Origin of the sequence: Ruegeria marisflavi (assembly GCF_025673445.1) — a bacterium.
In the GTDB taxonomy this organism is placed as follows: Bacteria; Pseudomonadota; Alphaproteobacteria; order Rhodobacterales; family Rhodobacteraceae; genus Ruegeria_B; species Ruegeria_B marisflavi.
This window is the reverse complement of sequence record NZ_JAOVQN010000023.1, coordinates 20498-34944: the sequence shown is the minus strand read 5'-3', so window position 1 is coordinate 34944 and position 14447 is coordinate 20498. Positions and strand designations below refer to the sequence as shown.

Sequence of the window (14447 nt, the reverse complement as noted above, 5' to 3'; positions counted from 1 at the left end):
CGTTCCCCCTCCGACAGCAAATGCAACCAGCTTTAGTATAATCCGTTGTCCGTCAACGAAAATCGCGTGAGGGTCAGGCGGGCAAGGTCCCGGTCAGCACATAACGCAAGACGGCGACCACCTGCGCGGGCGTCTCGGTGACGGCGAGCGCAGCAGCGTGCACCTCTTTCAGCGCGTGCTGGTGTTCGGGCGGGCTGAGCACGATGATCGACTTGCCCAGCGCGGCGGCATAGCCCGCGTCAAAGGCTGCGTTCCACTGCTTGTACTTGTCGCCAAAGCGGACCACGACCACATCCGCCTCGGATATGCCCTTGCGGGTGCGGATGGCGTTGACCATGGCGCCCTTGTGATCGTGCCAGTACTTATTGGGTTCGGCACCAAGGATCGCCACACCGCAATCGTCGCTTGCGGCATGGTCGGTGACCGGGCTGGCAAAGCTGACATCCAGCCCCTTGGCACCCGCCACGATCTGTTCGCGCCAGTCGGTGTGAATCTCGCCCGAGAGGTAGATTTTGAGGGTCATCAGGGCCTCCTTTCCGCTGGCCCCGACCCTAGGGTCAGGGGCTGGCGGGGGCAACCCCGGCCGGTCAGCGGCGGCGGGCGACAAGGAAGCGGCGCGGGTCCTTGGCCGGAAAACGGTCCTGTTCGATCAGGTCGAACCCGGCGCGGATCACGGCCCGGTCCAACTGTTCCTCCGTCAGAAAGCGCACGGGTGGCGCCTTGCCCAAGAGTTGCATCACCGGCAGGGCCAGACGGATCGCGTAGAGCTTGAAACTGTTTCGACCGGTTCCGACACAGAAGGTTTTCGAGATGAAGAGCCCGCCGGGTTTAAGCCGGTCACGGATCGCGGCAAGGCTTGCATCCAGATCGTCGACCAGATGCAGCAGGTTGAAGGCGAGCACCGCATGGAACGGCCCCTCGGGCGGGTTTTCCGCCGCCGCCTCGACAAGGTACATGTTGGTCACGCCCTGTTCCGCCGCCTTGCGCCGCCCGACCGCCAGCATGGCCGGGGCGCTGTCACTGGCAACGATCTCGGCCACGTTCGGGGCCAGCCGCAAGGCAGTGGTGCCGGTGCCGCAGCCCAGTTCCAGAACCCGGTCGCCCGGGTTCAGGTGGGCCGCGGTGCGTTCGATCGTATAGTCATAAGATGCCATGTCCGCGATCGGGGTGCGGGCGTATTTCTCGGCGATCCGGTTCCAGAATGTGACGCTGTCAACCATGGGTGTCTCCTTTTGCCGGCAGAATAGATATGCGCAGAGCCATTAGAAATTGCCGAAATTCGCAGTTTGCTTATACAGGGATGCATGAGCGATCTGACCAAGCTGGACTGGAACCATATCTGCGCCTTTCTGAAAACCGCCGAGGCGGGGTCTCTGTCGGCTGCGGCGCGGCGGCTGGACCTGACACAGCCGACCCTCAGCCGCCAGGTGGCCGCGCTTGAGCAGGATCTGGGCGTTCTGCTGTTCGAACGGATCGGGCGGACACTGGTGCTGACCGAGGCGGGGGCCGACCTGCTGGAACATACGCGCGCCATGGGGGCGGCGGCGGACCGGGTGGCGCTGGCAGCCTCGGGCCAGGCGCAATCCATCGAGGGGCGCGTGCGGATCACCGCCAGCGACGTGATGTCGGCCTATGTGCTGCCCGAGGCGCTGCGCCGCATTCGCGCACAGGCGCCCCGGCTGGAGATCGAGGTCATCGCCGCCAACGATATCCGCGACCTGATGCGGCGCGAGGCCGATATTGCCATCCGCCATGTGCGCCCCGAGCAGCCCGACCTGATCGCCCGGCTGGTGCGCGAGGCAACGGCGCATTTCTATGCCGCCACCCGCTATCTCGACCGGCGCGGGCGGCCAGTGACCAAGGCTGATCTGGCGACGCATGATTTCATCGCCTTTGGCGATGTAACCGAGATGCTCGGCCATTTGACGCCGATTGGCCTGCCGCTGACGCGCGCGAACTTCCGCCTTGGCTCGCAAAGCGGGGTGGTGGCCTGGGATTACGTGCGGCAGGGTTTCGGCATCGCACCGATGGGCGATGATGTGGCCGCGTTGACCGAAGACGTGGAGCGGGTGTTACCAGAGATGGACCCGCTGGTATTCCCGGTCTGGCTGACCGCGCATCGCGAGGTACACACCAGCCGGCGCATCCGGCTGGTGTTCGATATATTGGCGGAATACCTGTCCGAGTCCGGCAAGGGTTAGAGCAAAAGCTCCAGGGTCACTTTAGACTGCGAGGTCGAACTGACCTGCCACCCCAAGTGCCGGTACATCGCCAGGTTGCCCGACATGGCCGGATGGGTGGCCAAGCACAAGCGATTGCAGCCCGCCCGTCGTGCCGTTTCGATGGCAAACCGGATCAGCGTCCCGCCAAGCCCGGTTCCACGCATGGCGGGGTCAACGCCGACATTGATCAGATGCGCTGACGGCGTCGCTGCTGAAAGGTTCAGAAAACCGGTCAGACCACCCTGCCCGCGCGTGACCCAGATCCGCCCCGCGGCGATTTCCGCATCCAGACCGGATGTCATGTCCGGCAATACCAATCCCTGTTGCGCATAGCGCCTGTAGGCGGCCTCGATCAAAAAGATCAGAGCCGCCTCGTCATCCGGAGCAGCTCTGGTCGGGGTTGGCAGTCCGGTCACGGTCAGCCGCGCAGGGTGCCGCCGGTGGCCTTGGCGACCTTTTCGACGATCTTGGCGCTTACGGCCTCGATATCCTTTTCCTTGAGCGTGGTCTCGGTCGGTTGCAGGCGCACGGTGATGGCGAGCGACTTCTTGCCCTCGCCCAGCGAACCGCCGATGAACTCGTCAAAGACGCGCACATCCTCGATCAGCGCCTTGTCGGCCCCGGCGGCGGCATTGACCAGTGTCAGCGCCTCGACGCCTGCGTCGACCACAAAGGCGAAATCGCGTTCCACCGCTTGCAGGTCGCGCAGCGCCAGCGCCTCGCGCGTGGTGCCCGATTTACGCGGCAGCGGCACCTCTTCGGGCCAGAGTACAAAGGCCACCGCCGGTCCCTTGACATCCATCGCCTGGAGCACGCGGGGGTGCAGCTCGCCAAAGATACCCAGCACCTTTTTCGGGCCCAGGCAGATGCGGCCATGACGGCCCGGATGCCACCAGCCATTGGCCCCGCGCAGGATCTGCACCTTGGCGGGCGCGCCCATCGCGGCCAGCACCGCTTCGGCATCGGCCTTGGCGTCATAGAGGTCGACGGCGCGCGCGGCGCCATGCACGTCCTTGGGTCCGGTACGGCCAACCAAGAGGCCCGCGATCTGCGCCCGCTGCTCACCCGGCTCGCCGCCATGGAACACCGGTCCTGCCTCGAACAGGGCCAGATCGGCGAAACCGCGCGCCTGGTTGCGGGCGGCGGCAGCCAACAGGCCCGGCAACAGGTCGGGGCGCATATGGCTCATTTCCGACGAGATCGGGTTTTCCAGCATGGTGGCGTCGGTGCCGCCGCCGAACAGGGCCGCGGCGGCCTGGTCGATGAAGGTGTAGCTGACGCATTCGTTGTACCCCAGCGAGGCCGCCGTGCGACGCGCCATCGACAGGCGGCGTTGTTGCGGGGTCATCACCGGTTTCGGCACGCCAGAGGTCAGACGCGGCAGAGGCTTGCCCACCAGCTTGGTCAGCGACGCGATACGGGCCACTTCCTCGACCAGATCGGCCTCGCCCTGCACATCGGGGCGCCAGCTGGGCACATGCGCCATGTTGCCTTCGAGCCGGAAGCCGAGGCGCGTCAGCGTCTGGCGCTGCTCGCTTTCGGGGATGTCCATGCCGACCAGCGACCGCACCCGCTCGGCGTCCAGCTTATAGGCGCGGGAATGATCGGGCTCTGCACCCGCGATCACCACATTGGATGCCTCGCCGCCGCAGATGTCGAGGATCATCTGGGTCGCGTGCTCCAGCCCTTCGAGCGTATAGGCCGGATCGACGCCGCGCTCAAAACGATAGCGCGCGTCCGAGTTGATTTTCAGCGCCCGGCCCGCCAGCGCGATCTGCACATTGTCCCAATAGGCGCTTTCGAGGAAGACGTTCACCGTCTCCTCGGTGCAGCCGGTGGCCTCGCCGCCCATGATACCGGCGATGCTCTCGGGCCCTTCGTCGTCCGAGATCACCATCATGCCGGGCTGGAAGGTGTATTCCTTCTCGTCCAGCGCCTTGAGCGTCTCGCCCCCCGCCGCGCGGTGGATGCGAAGGTTGCCCTTGACCTTGTCGGCGTCAAAGACGTGCAGCGGGCGGTTGTGGTCATAGGTCATATAGTTGGTGATATCGACCAGCGCCGAGATCGGGCGCAGGCCGATGGCGCGCAGCTGGTCCTGCAACCATTGCGGGCTGGGGCCGTTGCGAACGTCGCGGATCAGGCGGCCGGTGAACAGCGGGCAGCCGTCGCGTGTATCCTCGTCGATGGTGACCTTGATCGGGCAGTCGAAATCGCCCGGCACCGGCGCATAGGCGCGGGTTTTCAGCGTGCCAAGGCCGCGCGCGGCCAGGTCACGGGCGATGCCCGCCACGCCCAGCGCATCGGGGCGGTTGGGGGTGATCGCGATCTCGATCACCGGATCGACCTTGGCCGGGTCGTTTTCGGCCAGCCAGTCGATGAACAGCTCGCCCACCTCGCCCGAGGGCAGCTCGATGATGCCGTCATGTTCTTCGCTGAGTTCCAGTTCGCGTTCGGAACACATCATGCCGTGGCTTTCGACGCCCCGGATATTGCCGACCGAGAGGGTCACGTCGATGCCGGGCACATAGTCGCCCGGTTTCGCCAGCACCACGGTGATGCCTTCACGCGCGTTGGGGGCGCCACAGACGATCTGCTTCTCGCCCTCGTTGGTTTCCACCACGCAGACGCGCAGGCGATCAGCATCGGGGTGCTGGCTGGCCGATTTGACATGAGCCAGGGTGAAGCCCGCCAGCCGCGCGGCGGGGTTTTCGATGCCTTCGACCTCGAGCCCCAGATCGGTCAGCGCCTCGGCAATCTCGTCCACGCTGGCGGTGGTGTCGAGGTGGTCTTTCAGCCAGGAGAGGGTGAATTTCATAGTTCCAGTCCAGTCCTTGATACGAGGTCAGCCCGCCGCCGTTCCGGTACGCTGCTGCCAAGGTTCGTTTTGGGTCACAAGGGGCTTTAGCGGATTAGAGCAGGCGGGAAAAGAGTGCTTGGCGTCTTGTGGAGTGCCGCGCAAGCGCCAGACCGCGGGATGGCGATCCTTGGGTCGTGCGGGGCAGTTTATGCCAGCCAAGTCCGTATGACCGTCGAAGGGCGCGCTGGCGGCCCCATATCGCCAGCCCGTGCGGGCGGTCTGGCGATTGCGCGGCGGCCTGCGGCCTTGATTCCGCGCTGAATTTAGGCTCATCGTCCGCTCAAATGTCGATCCCGGTGTGTTGCGAAATCTTCTTCTTTGCAAATCCAACAGCAAGGCTCTTGAATATTTCCAGTGTTGCACTTCCTCCAGTTTCAGACACGGCCTTCTTGGTTTGCTCCCAAACACCTTTATCGCGAATAGCGCCTAAGTAGTCGTGCCCCTCCCAAGAGAGATGCACCTTCTTCTTTGCGGAACTACGAACTGCACCTACTTCATTAAGAAGATTTGCACCCAGCAGTAAGTCGATGTGATGACGCTTTTCAACGGAAAGGTTGTTGTATTCGTAGACCATAGACCTGCCATCGCTTTTTGCTTCAACTTCAAGAAGAATTTCGCGGATCAGGTCTAAGTCACGCTTCACCGACTAAGCCCCCCATGCAGGTTCGGCATGTCCAGCGCGGCAAAGCCGTAGTGACGGAGCCAGCGCAGGTCAGAATCGAAGAAGGCGCGCAGGTCGGGGATGCCGTATTTCAGCATCGCTAGACGGTCGATGCCGATGCCGAATGCAAAACCCTGATACACATCCGGGTCGATGCCACCGGCAGCGATTACCTTGGGGTGCACCATGCCGGAACCGAGGATCTCCAGCCAATCATCGCCTTCGCCGATCTTCAACTGACCGCCTTCCCAGGAACAGCGGATGTCGACCTCGGCCGAGGGTTCAGTGAAGGGAAAATGCGAGGCGCGGAAGCGCAGCTCGACATCGTCCACCTCGAAGAACGCCTTGACGAACTCCTCGAGCGTCCATTTCAGGTTCGCCATCGAGATGCCCTTGTCGATGGCCAGCCCCTCGACCTGGTGGAACATCGGGGTGTGGGTCTGGTCATAGTCGGCGCGGTACACACCGCCCGGGCAGATGACGCGGATGGGCGCGCCCTGCAACTCCATCGAGCGGATCTGCACCGGCGAGGTATGGGTGCGCAGCACATGCGGCGGGCGGTTGTCGCCCTCGGCGCGCGCCATATAGAACGTGTCCATCTCGGCCCGCGCCGGGTGGTGGCCGGGGATGTTGAGCGCGTCGAAATTGTACCAGTCGGTCTCGATCCGGGGTCCTTCGGCGACGGCGAAACCCATCTCGGCAAAGATCGCGGTCAGTTCCTCGCTGGCCTGGCTGATCGGGTGTAACGTGCCCTGACGGCGCGGCCGGGTGGGCAGCGTCACGTCGAGCCATTCGCTGCGCAAACGCTCGTCGAGCGCGGCATCGGCCAGCGCCGCCTTCTTGGCGGCCAGCGCCGAGTTGATCTCGTCTTTGAGCGCGTTCAGCGCCGGACCGGCGGTCTGGCGTTCCTCGGGTGTCATCTTGCCCAGTTCGCGCATCATCAGGGCGATCTCACCCTTTTTGCCCACGGCGGCGACACGGATCGCCTCGATCGCGGCCTCGTCGGCGGCCTCTGCGATCTGGCCCAGATATTTGGCTTTAAGATCGTCCATGACGGTCCCCTGAAATTGGTCCAGAACCTGCTATCGGCCAATGGGCGCGATTGCAAGACGGGCCGGGTGGTTTGACCCGGCTGTTACCGGGATAACGCGGCCAGTCAGGTGATGCGCCGCATCATCGCCGCCATGGTATAGGCATTTGCATAGCCCAGGTCGCGGGCGACGCGGGCGGCGGGCCTGCCCTGGGCCAGACCGCGCAACGCCGCCTGACAGCGCAACCGCTGTGCCCATTTGCCGAAACTCACGCCGGTTTCCATCTGGAAATGGCGGCTGAAGGTGCGGCGGCTCATCCCCGCCTCGGCCGCCCAGTCATCCAGGCTGCGCGGGCTGGCGGGCGTGGTGATCATCGCGTCGCAAACCCGGCGCAGGCGCGGGTCCGTGGGGTAAGGCAGCGCCAGGGGCGAGACCGGGGCGGCCAGCAGCTCGATCAGGATCAGCTGGCTCAGATGCAGTGCGCGGGGCGGCATCGGCCAGGGATTGCCCATCCCGCAAAGCGCGGCGATCAGCTGCGCCAGCAGCGGCGAGACCGTGACGAGGCGGCATTGGGCCAGCGCCTCTGCCCCCGGCAGATCCGCACGGACATAGAGCGATTGCAGACGTACCGCGCCAATCATGCGGGTCTCGTGCGGCTGTTCTGCCGGAACGATCAGCCCATAGCCAGGCGGGATGGCATAGGAGTTCGCCTCGGTCTCGGCCATCATCAGGCCCGAGATCGCGTAAAGCAACTGATGCCGGGGGTGCCGGTGCCAGGTCGAGACGTAGCCGACAGGATAGTCGCGCGCATAACCGACCACCTCGTGCGGCAGGGATTGCATGCGATCCGCCGAGGAGTCCCGAAGTTGGATCTGGTTGTCAGCTTGGCCCATTTGCAAAGATTTTGACCTCATTCCTTGAAAAGGACAAGATATCATAGAGGCAGACACAACAGGAGATGCCGATGCGCCCCATTACCGAAATGGCCGAGCTTGAAGGCCTTTATGACGCGGCGGTGCCCGCCTCGCTGACAAAGGTTCGCACCCGGCTAAGCCCGCTTTATCGCCAATGGATCGAGACAGCCCGGTTCTGCGTGGTGTCCACGGTCGGCCCCGAAGGCACCGATGCCAGCCCGCGCGGCGATGACGGTCCGGTGGTGCGCATTGTCGATGACACCACCCTGTGGCTGCCCGACTGGCGCGGCAACAACCGGATCGATTCCCTTCGCAACATCCTGCGCGACAACCGGGTCAGTCTGATGTTCATGGTGCCTGGCTGCCAGAACGTGGTGCGGGTGAACGGCACCGCTTTTCTGACCGCCGACACCCAGGCCCGCGCCAGTTTCGAGCGCAAGGGGCGCCAGCCTGCAACGGTCATCGTGGTCACGGTGGGAGAGCTTTACTTCCAATGCGCAAAGGCACTGATGCGCTCGGGCCTATGGACGAGCGGCGACGAGAGCGGGCTTGTGCCGACGGCGGGCCAGTTCCTGCGCGAACAGGACGCCGGTTTCGCCGCCGAGGAGTATGACGCGGGCTATGCCGAATATGCCAAGCCGCGGATGTGGTGAGAGGCGCGCGGCCAGCGGGGCAACACGGGTTACGACATCCGCGAGCCTGATGTCGACGTCATACTGTGCCGCGCCGATGAGGCTTTGCTTCAATCTCGCCGTGAGATAGTCAGAGGTGATGGAAGCGGCTGCCGCACTCAACAATTGGATGATGACGACCGGGCGCCGCTCGGGTGATCCGGTCGGAATTGTCTCGCATTTCTGCGCGACGCTGGTCGCTGCCGGTGTCCCGCTCTGGCGCGTGAACATAGGCCAACGCTTTGCCAATCCCTTGCTGATCGCCTGGGGCGTGGTTTGGACGCCGGACGGGACCGAGGTCTATGATGTGACACATGCGCGGATGCTGACCGACGGGTATATCGGCAGCGCGTTTGAATACATTCTGGAAAACCAGCGCCCCCTGCACAAAAGCCTGCGCGACCTGGACCCGGCGCGCGACCATGTCTCGTACCTGGAGTTCGCAGCCGAGGGCGGGACGGACTACTATGCAACCTTGCTCGACTATGGAGACGGTTCGCAGCACGGCTGCACCTTTGCGACGCGGGTCGAGGATGGGTTTTCACCCGAGCATCTGGCCCTGATCGAGGCGGTAAAGCCGGGACTGTCCTCGGCGCTGGAGCCGATCACCATGCGCAAGTCCACCCAGAGCCTGTTGCGCACATATCTGGGCGATGGCCCCTCCAAGGCGGTCTGGAACGGCGCCATCAAGCGCAGTGAACGCAGCACGCTTGAGGCCGTCATCATGTTTTCCGATCTACGGGGGTTCACGGCCTTTTCCGATACGCAAAGCGAGCAGGACGTATTCGACGCGCTAGACGGCTATTTCGAAGTGGTCGTGCAATCCGTTGAGGAAAACGGCGGTGATGTGCTCAAGTTCATGGGTGATGGTGTTCTGTCGGTCTTCCCGATCTCTGGTTCTGCGGAAACGGCCGAGCGATGCCGCCAATCCGCTCTGGCAGCGCAGGCTGTGCTTGCCGGGCTCGCCGTGTTGAACGGGCGGCGCGGCGCCGAGGGCAAGCGGGCGCTGGAAGTCGGCATCGGTCTGAATGCCGGTCAGGTCAGTTATGGCAATATCGGCAGCCAGGGCAGGCTGGATTTCACTGTGCTTGGCGGAGCGGTCAATGTCGCCAGCCGGGTCGAGGGATTGACCAAGACCGTCGGCGCCCCGGTTCTGGCCACGTCGTCGGTGGCGCGGCATGCAAGCGACCTGTTCGTTTCGCGGGGTCGGCATGCGGTACGCGGACTGAAGGATCCGGTTGAGATCTTCGGTCTTGTCGAAACCGCCTCTTGAGGCATGGCTACGCTTTCGCGGCTTGAAGGCCGGAACCGGCGGCCGCCGAGATGAGCCACCCTTCTCCGAAAACGAAAAGACCGCCCCGAGGGGCGGCCTTTCCTTCACTGTCTCTCGTCTGATGCGAGGTATCAGGCGGCCAGCGCGGCCTGGGCCTGGGCGACGATGGCGCCGAAGGCTTCGGGCTCGTGCACGGCCAGGTCGGCCAGGACCTTGCGGTCCACTTCAATGCCGGCCAGGTTCAGGCCGTTGATGAAGCGCGAATAGGTCAGCGCCTCGTCATGGCTGCGCACGGCGGCGTTGATCCGCTGGATCCACAGCGCGCGGAAGTTCCGCTTGCGCGCCTTGCGGTCACGGGTTGCATACTGGTTGGCCTTGTCGACGGCCTGGGTCGCCACCTTGAACGAGCTCTTGCGGCGGCCATAGTAACCTTTGGCAGCCTTGAGAACTTTCTTGTGACGGGCGTGGGTTACGGTTCCACCTTTAACGCGGGACATCTCTCAAATCTCCTCTTAGCGATCGTAGGGCATGTAGCCCTTGACGATCTTGGCGTCGGGGGCGGACAGGGTGGTGGTGCCACGGGCGTCGCGGATGAACTTGGTCGTGCGCTTGATCATGCCGTGGCGTTTGCCGGCCTGACCTGCCATGACTTTACCCGTTGCGGTCACCTTGAAGCGCTTCTTGGCGCTCGACTTGGTCTTCATCTTGGGCATTTCCGTCTCCTTTTTGGGTTCGGTTTGCGCGCGACTCGGCATGCCACACCGGCCGGTCGCGCGAATAGAGGCGCCGTTTACGCAGAAAGCGGGGGCGAGGCAAGCCCTTTTTGGCCGCAGGCCCTCAGTCGCGCGGCGGGTTGCGGGTGATCCGGGCGCCCAGCGCGTTCAGCCGCTCGTCGATCCGCTCGTATCCGCGTTCGATCTGCTGGGCGTTGTTGATGATCGAGGTGCCCTCGGCCCCCATGGCGGCGATCAGCATGGCCATGCCAGCCCGGATATCGGGGCTCTCCATCCGGGCAGCGCGCAGCTTTGCCGGGCCCGAGACCACAGCCCGATGCGGGTCGCACAGCACGATGCGGGCGCCCATGGCGATCAGCTTGTCGACGAAGAACATCCGCGATTCGAACATCTTCTCGAACATCAGGACCATGCCGTCACACTGGGTGGCGGTGACGATGGCGATAGACATGGTGTCGGCCGGAAAGGCGGGCCAGGGCTGGTCCTCGATCTTGGGCACGTGGCCGCCGAAATCGGGAACGATGCGCATCTCCTGGTTCGCCGGGATCAAGAGGTCGCCCCCCTCGGTGATGCAGCGGATGCCCAGGCGTTCGAACCCCATCAGGGTCGAGCGGAGATGCTCTACCCCCGCGCCCGCGATGCGCAGATCAGAGCGGGTGACGGCAGCGAGACCGATGAGTGAGCCTACCTCGATATGGTCCGGCCCGATCCGGTGTTCGACAGCGCCAAGGCTGTGACCGCCGTGAATGGTCATGCAGTTGGTGCCGATGCCTTCGATCTCGGCCCCCATGGCTATCAGGAAATGGGCCAGATCCTGCACATGCGGTTCGGATGCGCAGTTGCGCAGCACGGTGGTGCCGCGCGCAGCCACTGCGGCACAGAGCGCGTTTTCGGTACCCGTGACCGAGGGTTCATCGAGGAAGACATCAGCACCCACCAGATTGCGCGCGGTCAGCACATAGGCGTCGTTCAGTTCGATCTCGGCACCAAGCTGGCGCAGCGCCAGGAAGTGCGTGTCGATGCGGCGGCGTCCAATCACGTCGCCGCCCGGCGGCGGCAGGGTGATCTGACCGCAGCGTGCCAACATCGGGCCAGCCAGCAGGATTGAGGCGCGGATGCGCGAGCACAGATCGGGATCGAGTGCGGCCGGGCGCAATTCCCTGGCATGGATGCGCAGGGCATTACGGTCGGTCCACTCGGCCTCGGCCCCGACCGAGCGGATCAGGGTGACCAGCGCCTCGACATCGCGGATGCGGGGCACGTTGGTAAGGATCACCGGATGTTCGGTCAGCAGGGCTGCGGCGACGATGGGCAGCGCCGCGTTCTTGTTGCCCGACGGCGAGATCGTTCCGGACAGGCGCCGCCCGCCTTCGACGATGTATTCGATCCGCTCCTTTGGGTGCGATACAGCCATGCCTGATGCTCCTGCCTTGTTATTTGCCCGCCCTAGCAGGCGCGCCGCCAGGTGAAAAGACGCTCGGTGCTGATTTCAAGGTATCATCCGGGCAACAACGCCAAAGAAAACCTCGGGGATGTCGTCCAGCGCATAGCCACCTGGGCGCAAGCGACTGGCGTAGATCATCATGCCAGCGGAGACCACCATCGAAACCACCCCGAAAACCGGGCGGCGCCCTTCGCTATAGGCCGTTACCGCGGCCGGGATGGAAATGGCCGCAAGCACCAGACCTGCGACAAAGAGCGAGTCTGCGTCCATGATCCCTTCCTCCCTCGGTCAGCCTCAGGTTAACCCGGGTCGGTGTTGTAGATCAAACGCTCGTCACAGGGCGCGACACGCAGGATGTTGGTGGTTCCCGGCACGTTGAAGGGCACCCCCGCCGTCACCACGATCTGATCCTTTTCCGACGCGAACCCGCCTGCCCGCGCCGCGCGCGCGGCATTGACCACGGCGCCCTTGAACCGCTCCAGTTCCGGGGTGATCACGCAATGGCAACCCCAACTGAGGCAGAGCCTGCGGGCCGTGTCCAGAAGCGAAGTCATGGCGATGATCGGCACGCCCGGTCTTTCCCGCGCGGTCAGCAAAGCGGTGTTCCCCGATTGGGTGAAACAGCAGATTGCCTTGATATCGGTCTTTTCCGCGATCTCGCGGGCAGCAGCGACGATCCCGTCGGCGATGGTGCTGCCCTTGGCCGTGCGCGAGGCCGCGATGATCTGGGTATAGGTGGGGTCGGCCTCGACCTCGATGGCGACCTTGTCCATGGTCCGCACCGCCTCGATCGGATAGTGACCTGCGGCGGATTCGGCGCTGAGCATAATGGCGTCTGTACCCTCGTAAATGGCGGTGGCCACGTCCGACACCTCGGCCCGGGTGGGCATCGGGCTTTCGATCATGCTTTCCAGCATCTGGGTGGCCACGATAACCGGCTTTGCGGCGGCGCGGCAGCGGCGCACCAGCCGTTTCTGGATGGGCGGCACCGCCGCGACCGGCAGTTCCACCCCCAGGTCACCGCGCGCCACCATGATCCCGTCCGAGGCATCGAGGATGGCGTCAAACTCCTCGACCGCGGCGGGTTTCTCGATCTTCGACAGGATCGCGGCGCGTCCATCGGCCAGCGTGCGCGCCTCGAACACGTCGCGGGCGCGCTGCACAAAGCTGAGCGCCAGCCAGTCAACGCCGAGTTGGCAGGCAAATTCCAGGTCGTCGCGGTCCTTTTCCGACAGTGCCGCCAGCGGCAGCACGACGTCAGGCACGTTCACGCCCTTGCGGTTCGAAATGGTGCCGCCAGTGATGACGGTGCAATCGGCGAAGTCGGGGCCGCACTCCAGAACCTTGAGGCGGATCTTGCCGTCATTGACCAGCAGGTGTGACCCGGCCTCCAACGCCTGGAAAATCTCGGGATGGGGCAGACAGACACGCGCCGCATCGCCCGACGCCGGATCGAGGTCGAGCCGGAAGGCCGCGCCTTCGGCCAGATCCTCGGACCCATTCTCAAAGGTGCCGACCCGCAGCTTGGGGCCCTGAAGATCGGCCAGGATGGCAATCGGGCTATCGAGGTCCTTTTCCACCCGGCGGATGATCTCGTGCTTGGCGCGAATCTCGTCATGAGTGCCGTGGCTCATGTTCAGGCGGAACACGTCGGCGCCCGCCTCGTGCAGGGCACGGATCATCTCGTAAGTGTCCGACGCCGGTCCCAGCGTTGCCACGATCTTTACTTTTCTCAGGCGACGCATGCCCCACAACTCCTTTGCCTCAAAATTGTTACCGCAAACATACAGCAGGCCCGTTATGGCCCAATTCCCTTTTGCAGGCAACTGCCCTACACCTGCGACAAACTAGATGACAGGCCCATGACTTACACCCCGTTTTTTGTGCACGGCGAAGATCGCCCCTCCCGCTGGCTGATCACCTGCGATCATGCGACCAACCTCGTGCCCCCCGAAATCTGCGGCGGCGACCTGGGGCTGGCGCGCGAGGACATGGAGCGTCACATCGCCTATGACGTGGGTGCCTATGAGGTATCGCGCCATCTGGGCGAGCTGCTGGATGCTCCGGTGATCGCGGCCAATTTCTCGCGTCTGGTGATCGACCCGAACCGGGGCGAGGACGATCCGACCCTGCTGATGAAGCTCTATGACGGCTCGATCATTCCCGGCAACCGCCATGCGGACGCGGCCGAGCGGGAACGGCGGCTGAATATGTGTTACCGGCCCTATCACGATGCCCTTGCGCGGCTGGCCGCGCGGCCGGCCACAGTGATCGTTTCGATGCATTCGTTCACCCGGCAATTGCGCGGGCGCGACCCGCGCCCCTGGCACATCGGCATCCTGCATACTGAAGACGAGCGCCTGTCGCGCCCGCTGGTGGCACAGCTCAGGGCCGAGGATGACCTCTGCGTCGGCGTCAACGAGCCCTATTCCGGCGTCCTGCCGGGCGATGCCATCGACAAGCATTGCACCGCCTTCGGCCGCCCCAATGCCCTGATCGAGATCCGCAACGACCTGATCGGCGAGCATGACGGCCAACGCGCCTGGGCAGACCGGCTGGCGCCGATCCTGGAACGGGCACTGGTCGACAGCGGGCTTTGAACACGGGCGAGGTTGTCGCCGCCCGGTGCGGTTGCTACCT

General features: G+C 64.2%; 16 protein-coding genes. 4 read left to right on the top strand and 12 right to left on the bottom strand.

What is annotated here, in order from left to right:
- Positions 1-73 precede the first annotated feature (73 nt).
- Positions 74-523: a YtoQ family protein gene (locus tag OEZ49_RS18950; protein ID WP_263389766.1), complete on the bottom strand. Its 450-nt coding sequence runs from the start codon at positions 521-523 to the stop codon at positions 74-76.
- A gap of 64 nt (positions 524-587) precedes the next feature.
- Positions 588-1220, bottom strand: a complete 633-nt coding sequence (locus OEZ49_RS18945; protein ID WP_263389765.1) for a class I SAM-dependent methyltransferase — start codon at positions 1218-1220, stop codon at positions 588-590.
- Positions 1221-1304: 84 nt separating this feature from the next.
- Between OEZ49_RS18945 and OEZ49_RS18940 the strand changes: the two genes are divergently transcribed.
- Positions 1305-2201 (top strand): LysR family transcriptional regulator, encoded by an 897-nt coding sequence (locus OEZ49_RS18940; protein ID WP_263389764.1) that lies wholly within the window; start codon positions 1305-1307, stop codon positions 2199-2201.
- Here the strand turns inward: OEZ49_RS18940 and OEZ49_RS18935 are convergent.
- From OEZ49_RS18935 to OEZ49_RS18915, 5 genes are all read right to left on the bottom strand, one after another.
- Positions 2198-2638: a GNAT family N-acetyltransferase gene (locus OEZ49_RS18935; RefSeq protein ID WP_263389763.1), complete on the bottom strand. Its 441-nt coding sequence runs from the start codon at positions 2636-2638 to the stop codon at positions 2198-2200. The genes OEZ49_RS18940 and OEZ49_RS18935 overlap by 4 nt on opposite strands.
- A gap of 2 nt (positions 2639-2640) precedes the next feature.
- On the bottom strand, positions 2641-5037 hold the full coding sequence (gene pheT, locus OEZ49_RS18930; protein ID WP_263389762.1) for a phenylalanine--tRNA ligase subunit beta: 2397 nt from the start codon (positions 5035-5037) through the stop codon (positions 2641-2643).
- Positions 5038-5359: 322 nt separating this feature from the next.
- Positions 5360-5722, bottom strand: a complete 363-nt coding sequence (locus OEZ49_RS18925) for a DUF2513 domain-containing protein (protein ID WP_263389761.1) — start codon at positions 5720-5722, stop codon at positions 5360-5362.
- Positions 5719-6792 carry a phenylalanine--tRNA ligase subunit alpha gene (gene pheS, locus OEZ49_RS18920; protein ID WP_164129663.1) on the bottom strand — a complete coding sequence of 358 codons (1074 nt, stop codon included), beginning with the start codon at positions 6790-6792 and terminating at the stop codon, positions 5719-5721. Before pheS ends, OEZ49_RS18925 begins: the two co-directional genes overlap by 4 nt.
- A 104-nt stretch (positions 6793-6896) precedes the next feature.
- Entirely contained in the window at positions 6897-7613 is a 717-nt protein-coding gene (locus OEZ49_RS18915) for an AraC family transcriptional regulator (RefSeq protein ID WP_263389760.1), read from the bottom strand.
- A gap of 122 nt (positions 7614-7735) precedes the next feature.
- On the opposite strand from OEZ49_RS18915, the gene OEZ49_RS18910 reads away from it, so the two are divergent.
- Entirely contained in the window at positions 7736-8338 is a 603-nt protein-coding gene (locus OEZ49_RS18910) for a pyridoxamine 5'-phosphate oxidase family protein (protein ID WP_263389759.1), read from the top strand.
- Positions 8339-8456: 118 nt separating this feature from the next.
- Positions 8457-9629, top strand: coding sequence for an adenylate/guanylate cyclase domain-containing protein (locus tag OEZ49_RS18905; RefSeq protein ID WP_263389758.1), 1173 nt, complete (start codon positions 8457-8459; stop codon positions 9627-9629).
- Between the two features lie 131 nt (positions 9630-9760).
- Here OEZ49_RS18905 and rplT read toward each other — a convergent pair whose 3' ends face one another.
- The 5 genes from rplT to pyk all read right to left on the bottom strand — a co-directional run bounded on the left by rplT (position 9761) and on the right by pyk (position 13552).
- Positions 9761-10126, bottom strand: a complete 366-nt coding sequence (gene rplT / locus OEZ49_RS18900) for a 50S ribosomal protein L20 (protein WP_011049278.1) — start codon at positions 10124-10126, stop codon at positions 9761-9763.
- Positions 10127-10141: 15 nt separating this feature from the next.
- Positions 10142-10342: a 50S ribosomal protein L35 gene (rpmI, locus tag OEZ49_RS18895; protein WP_011049279.1), complete on the bottom strand. Its 201-nt coding sequence runs from the start codon at positions 10340-10342 to the stop codon at positions 10142-10144.
- Between the two features lie 124 nt (positions 10343-10466).
- Positions 10467-11777, bottom strand: coding sequence for a UDP-N-acetylglucosamine 1-carboxyvinyltransferase (gene murA / locus OEZ49_RS18890; protein ID WP_263389757.1), 1311 nt, complete (start codon positions 11775-11777; stop codon positions 10467-10469).
- A gap of 75 nt (positions 11778-11852) precedes the next feature.
- A complete protein-coding gene (locus OEZ49_RS18885; protein ID WP_263389756.1) occupies positions 11853-12077 on the bottom strand; it encodes a hypothetical protein in 225 nt (74 codons plus the stop codon).
- 29 nt (positions 12078-12106) lie between these two features.
- The gene (pyk, locus tag OEZ49_RS18880) at positions 12107-13552 is read right to left on the bottom strand and encodes a pyruvate kinase (RefSeq protein ID WP_263389755.1); all 1446 of its coding nucleotides are present in this window, start codon (positions 13550-13552) and stop codon (positions 12107-12109) included.
- Positions 13553-13669: 117 nt separating this feature from the next.
- Here pyk and OEZ49_RS18875 point away from each other — a divergent pair, with 117 nt between their 5' ends.
- The gene (locus OEZ49_RS18875; RefSeq protein WP_263389754.1) at positions 13670-14407 is read left to right on the top strand and encodes an N-formylglutamate amidohydrolase; all 738 of its coding nucleotides are present in this window, start codon (positions 13670-13672) and stop codon (positions 14405-14407) included.
- Positions 14408-14447 lie beyond the last annotated feature (40 nt).

Excerpts from the sequence above, each read along its gene's own strand:
- rplT (WP_011049278.1), bottom strand. The coding sequence starts at position 10,126 with ATGTCCCGCGTTAAAGGTGGAACCGTAACCCACGCCCGTCACAAGAAA.
- OEZ49_RS18905 (WP_263389758.1), top strand. The coding sequence starts at position 8,457 with ATGGAAGCGGCTGCCGCACTCAACAATTGGATGATGACGACCGGGCGC.
- OEZ49_RS18885 (WP_263389756.1), bottom strand. The coding sequence starts at position 12,077 with ATGGACGCAGACTCGCTCTTTGTCGCAGGTCTGGTGCTTGCGGCCATT.
- pheS (WP_164129663.1), bottom strand. The coding sequence starts at position 6,792 with ATGGACGATCTTAAAGCCAAATATCTGGGCCAGATCGCAGAGGCCGCC.
- rpmI (WP_011049279.1), bottom strand. The coding sequence starts at position 10,342 with ATGCCCAAGATGAAGACCAAGTCGAGCGCCAAGAAGCGCTTCAAGGTG.
- OEZ49_RS18910 (WP_263389759.1), top strand. The coding sequence starts at position 7,736 with ATGCGCCCCATTACCGAAATGGCCGAGCTTGAAGGCCTTTATGACGCG.
- OEZ49_RS18875 (WP_263389754.1), top strand. The coding sequence starts at position 13,670 with ATGACTTACACCCCGTTTTTTGTGCACGGCGAAGATCGCCCCTCCCGC.
- OEZ49_RS18940 (WP_263389764.1), top strand. The coding sequence starts at position 1,305 with ATGAGCGATCTGACCAAGCTGGACTGGAACCATATCTGCGCCTTTCTG.
- pyk (WP_263389755.1), bottom strand. The coding sequence starts at position 13,552 with ATGCGTCGCCTGAGAAAAGTAAAGATCGTGGCAACGCTGGGACCGGCG.
- murA (WP_263389757.1), bottom strand. The coding sequence starts at position 11,777 with ATGGCTGTATCGCACCCAAAGGAGCGGATCGAATACATCGTCGAAGGC.
- OEZ49_RS18945 (WP_263389765.1), bottom strand. The coding sequence starts at position 1,220 with ATGGTTGACAGCGTCACATTCTGGAACCGGATCGCCGAGAAATACGCC.
- OEZ49_RS18915 (WP_263389760.1), bottom strand. The coding sequence starts at position 7,613 with ATGCAATCCCTGCCGCACGAGGTGGTCGGTTATGCGCGCGACTATCCT.
- OEZ49_RS18950 (WP_263389766.1), bottom strand. The coding sequence starts at position 523 with ATGACCCTCAAAATCTACCTCTCGGGCGAGATTCACACCGACTGGCGC.
- pheT (WP_263389762.1), bottom strand. The coding sequence starts at position 5,037 with ATGAAATTCACCCTCTCCTGGCTGAAAGACCACCTCGACACCACCGCC.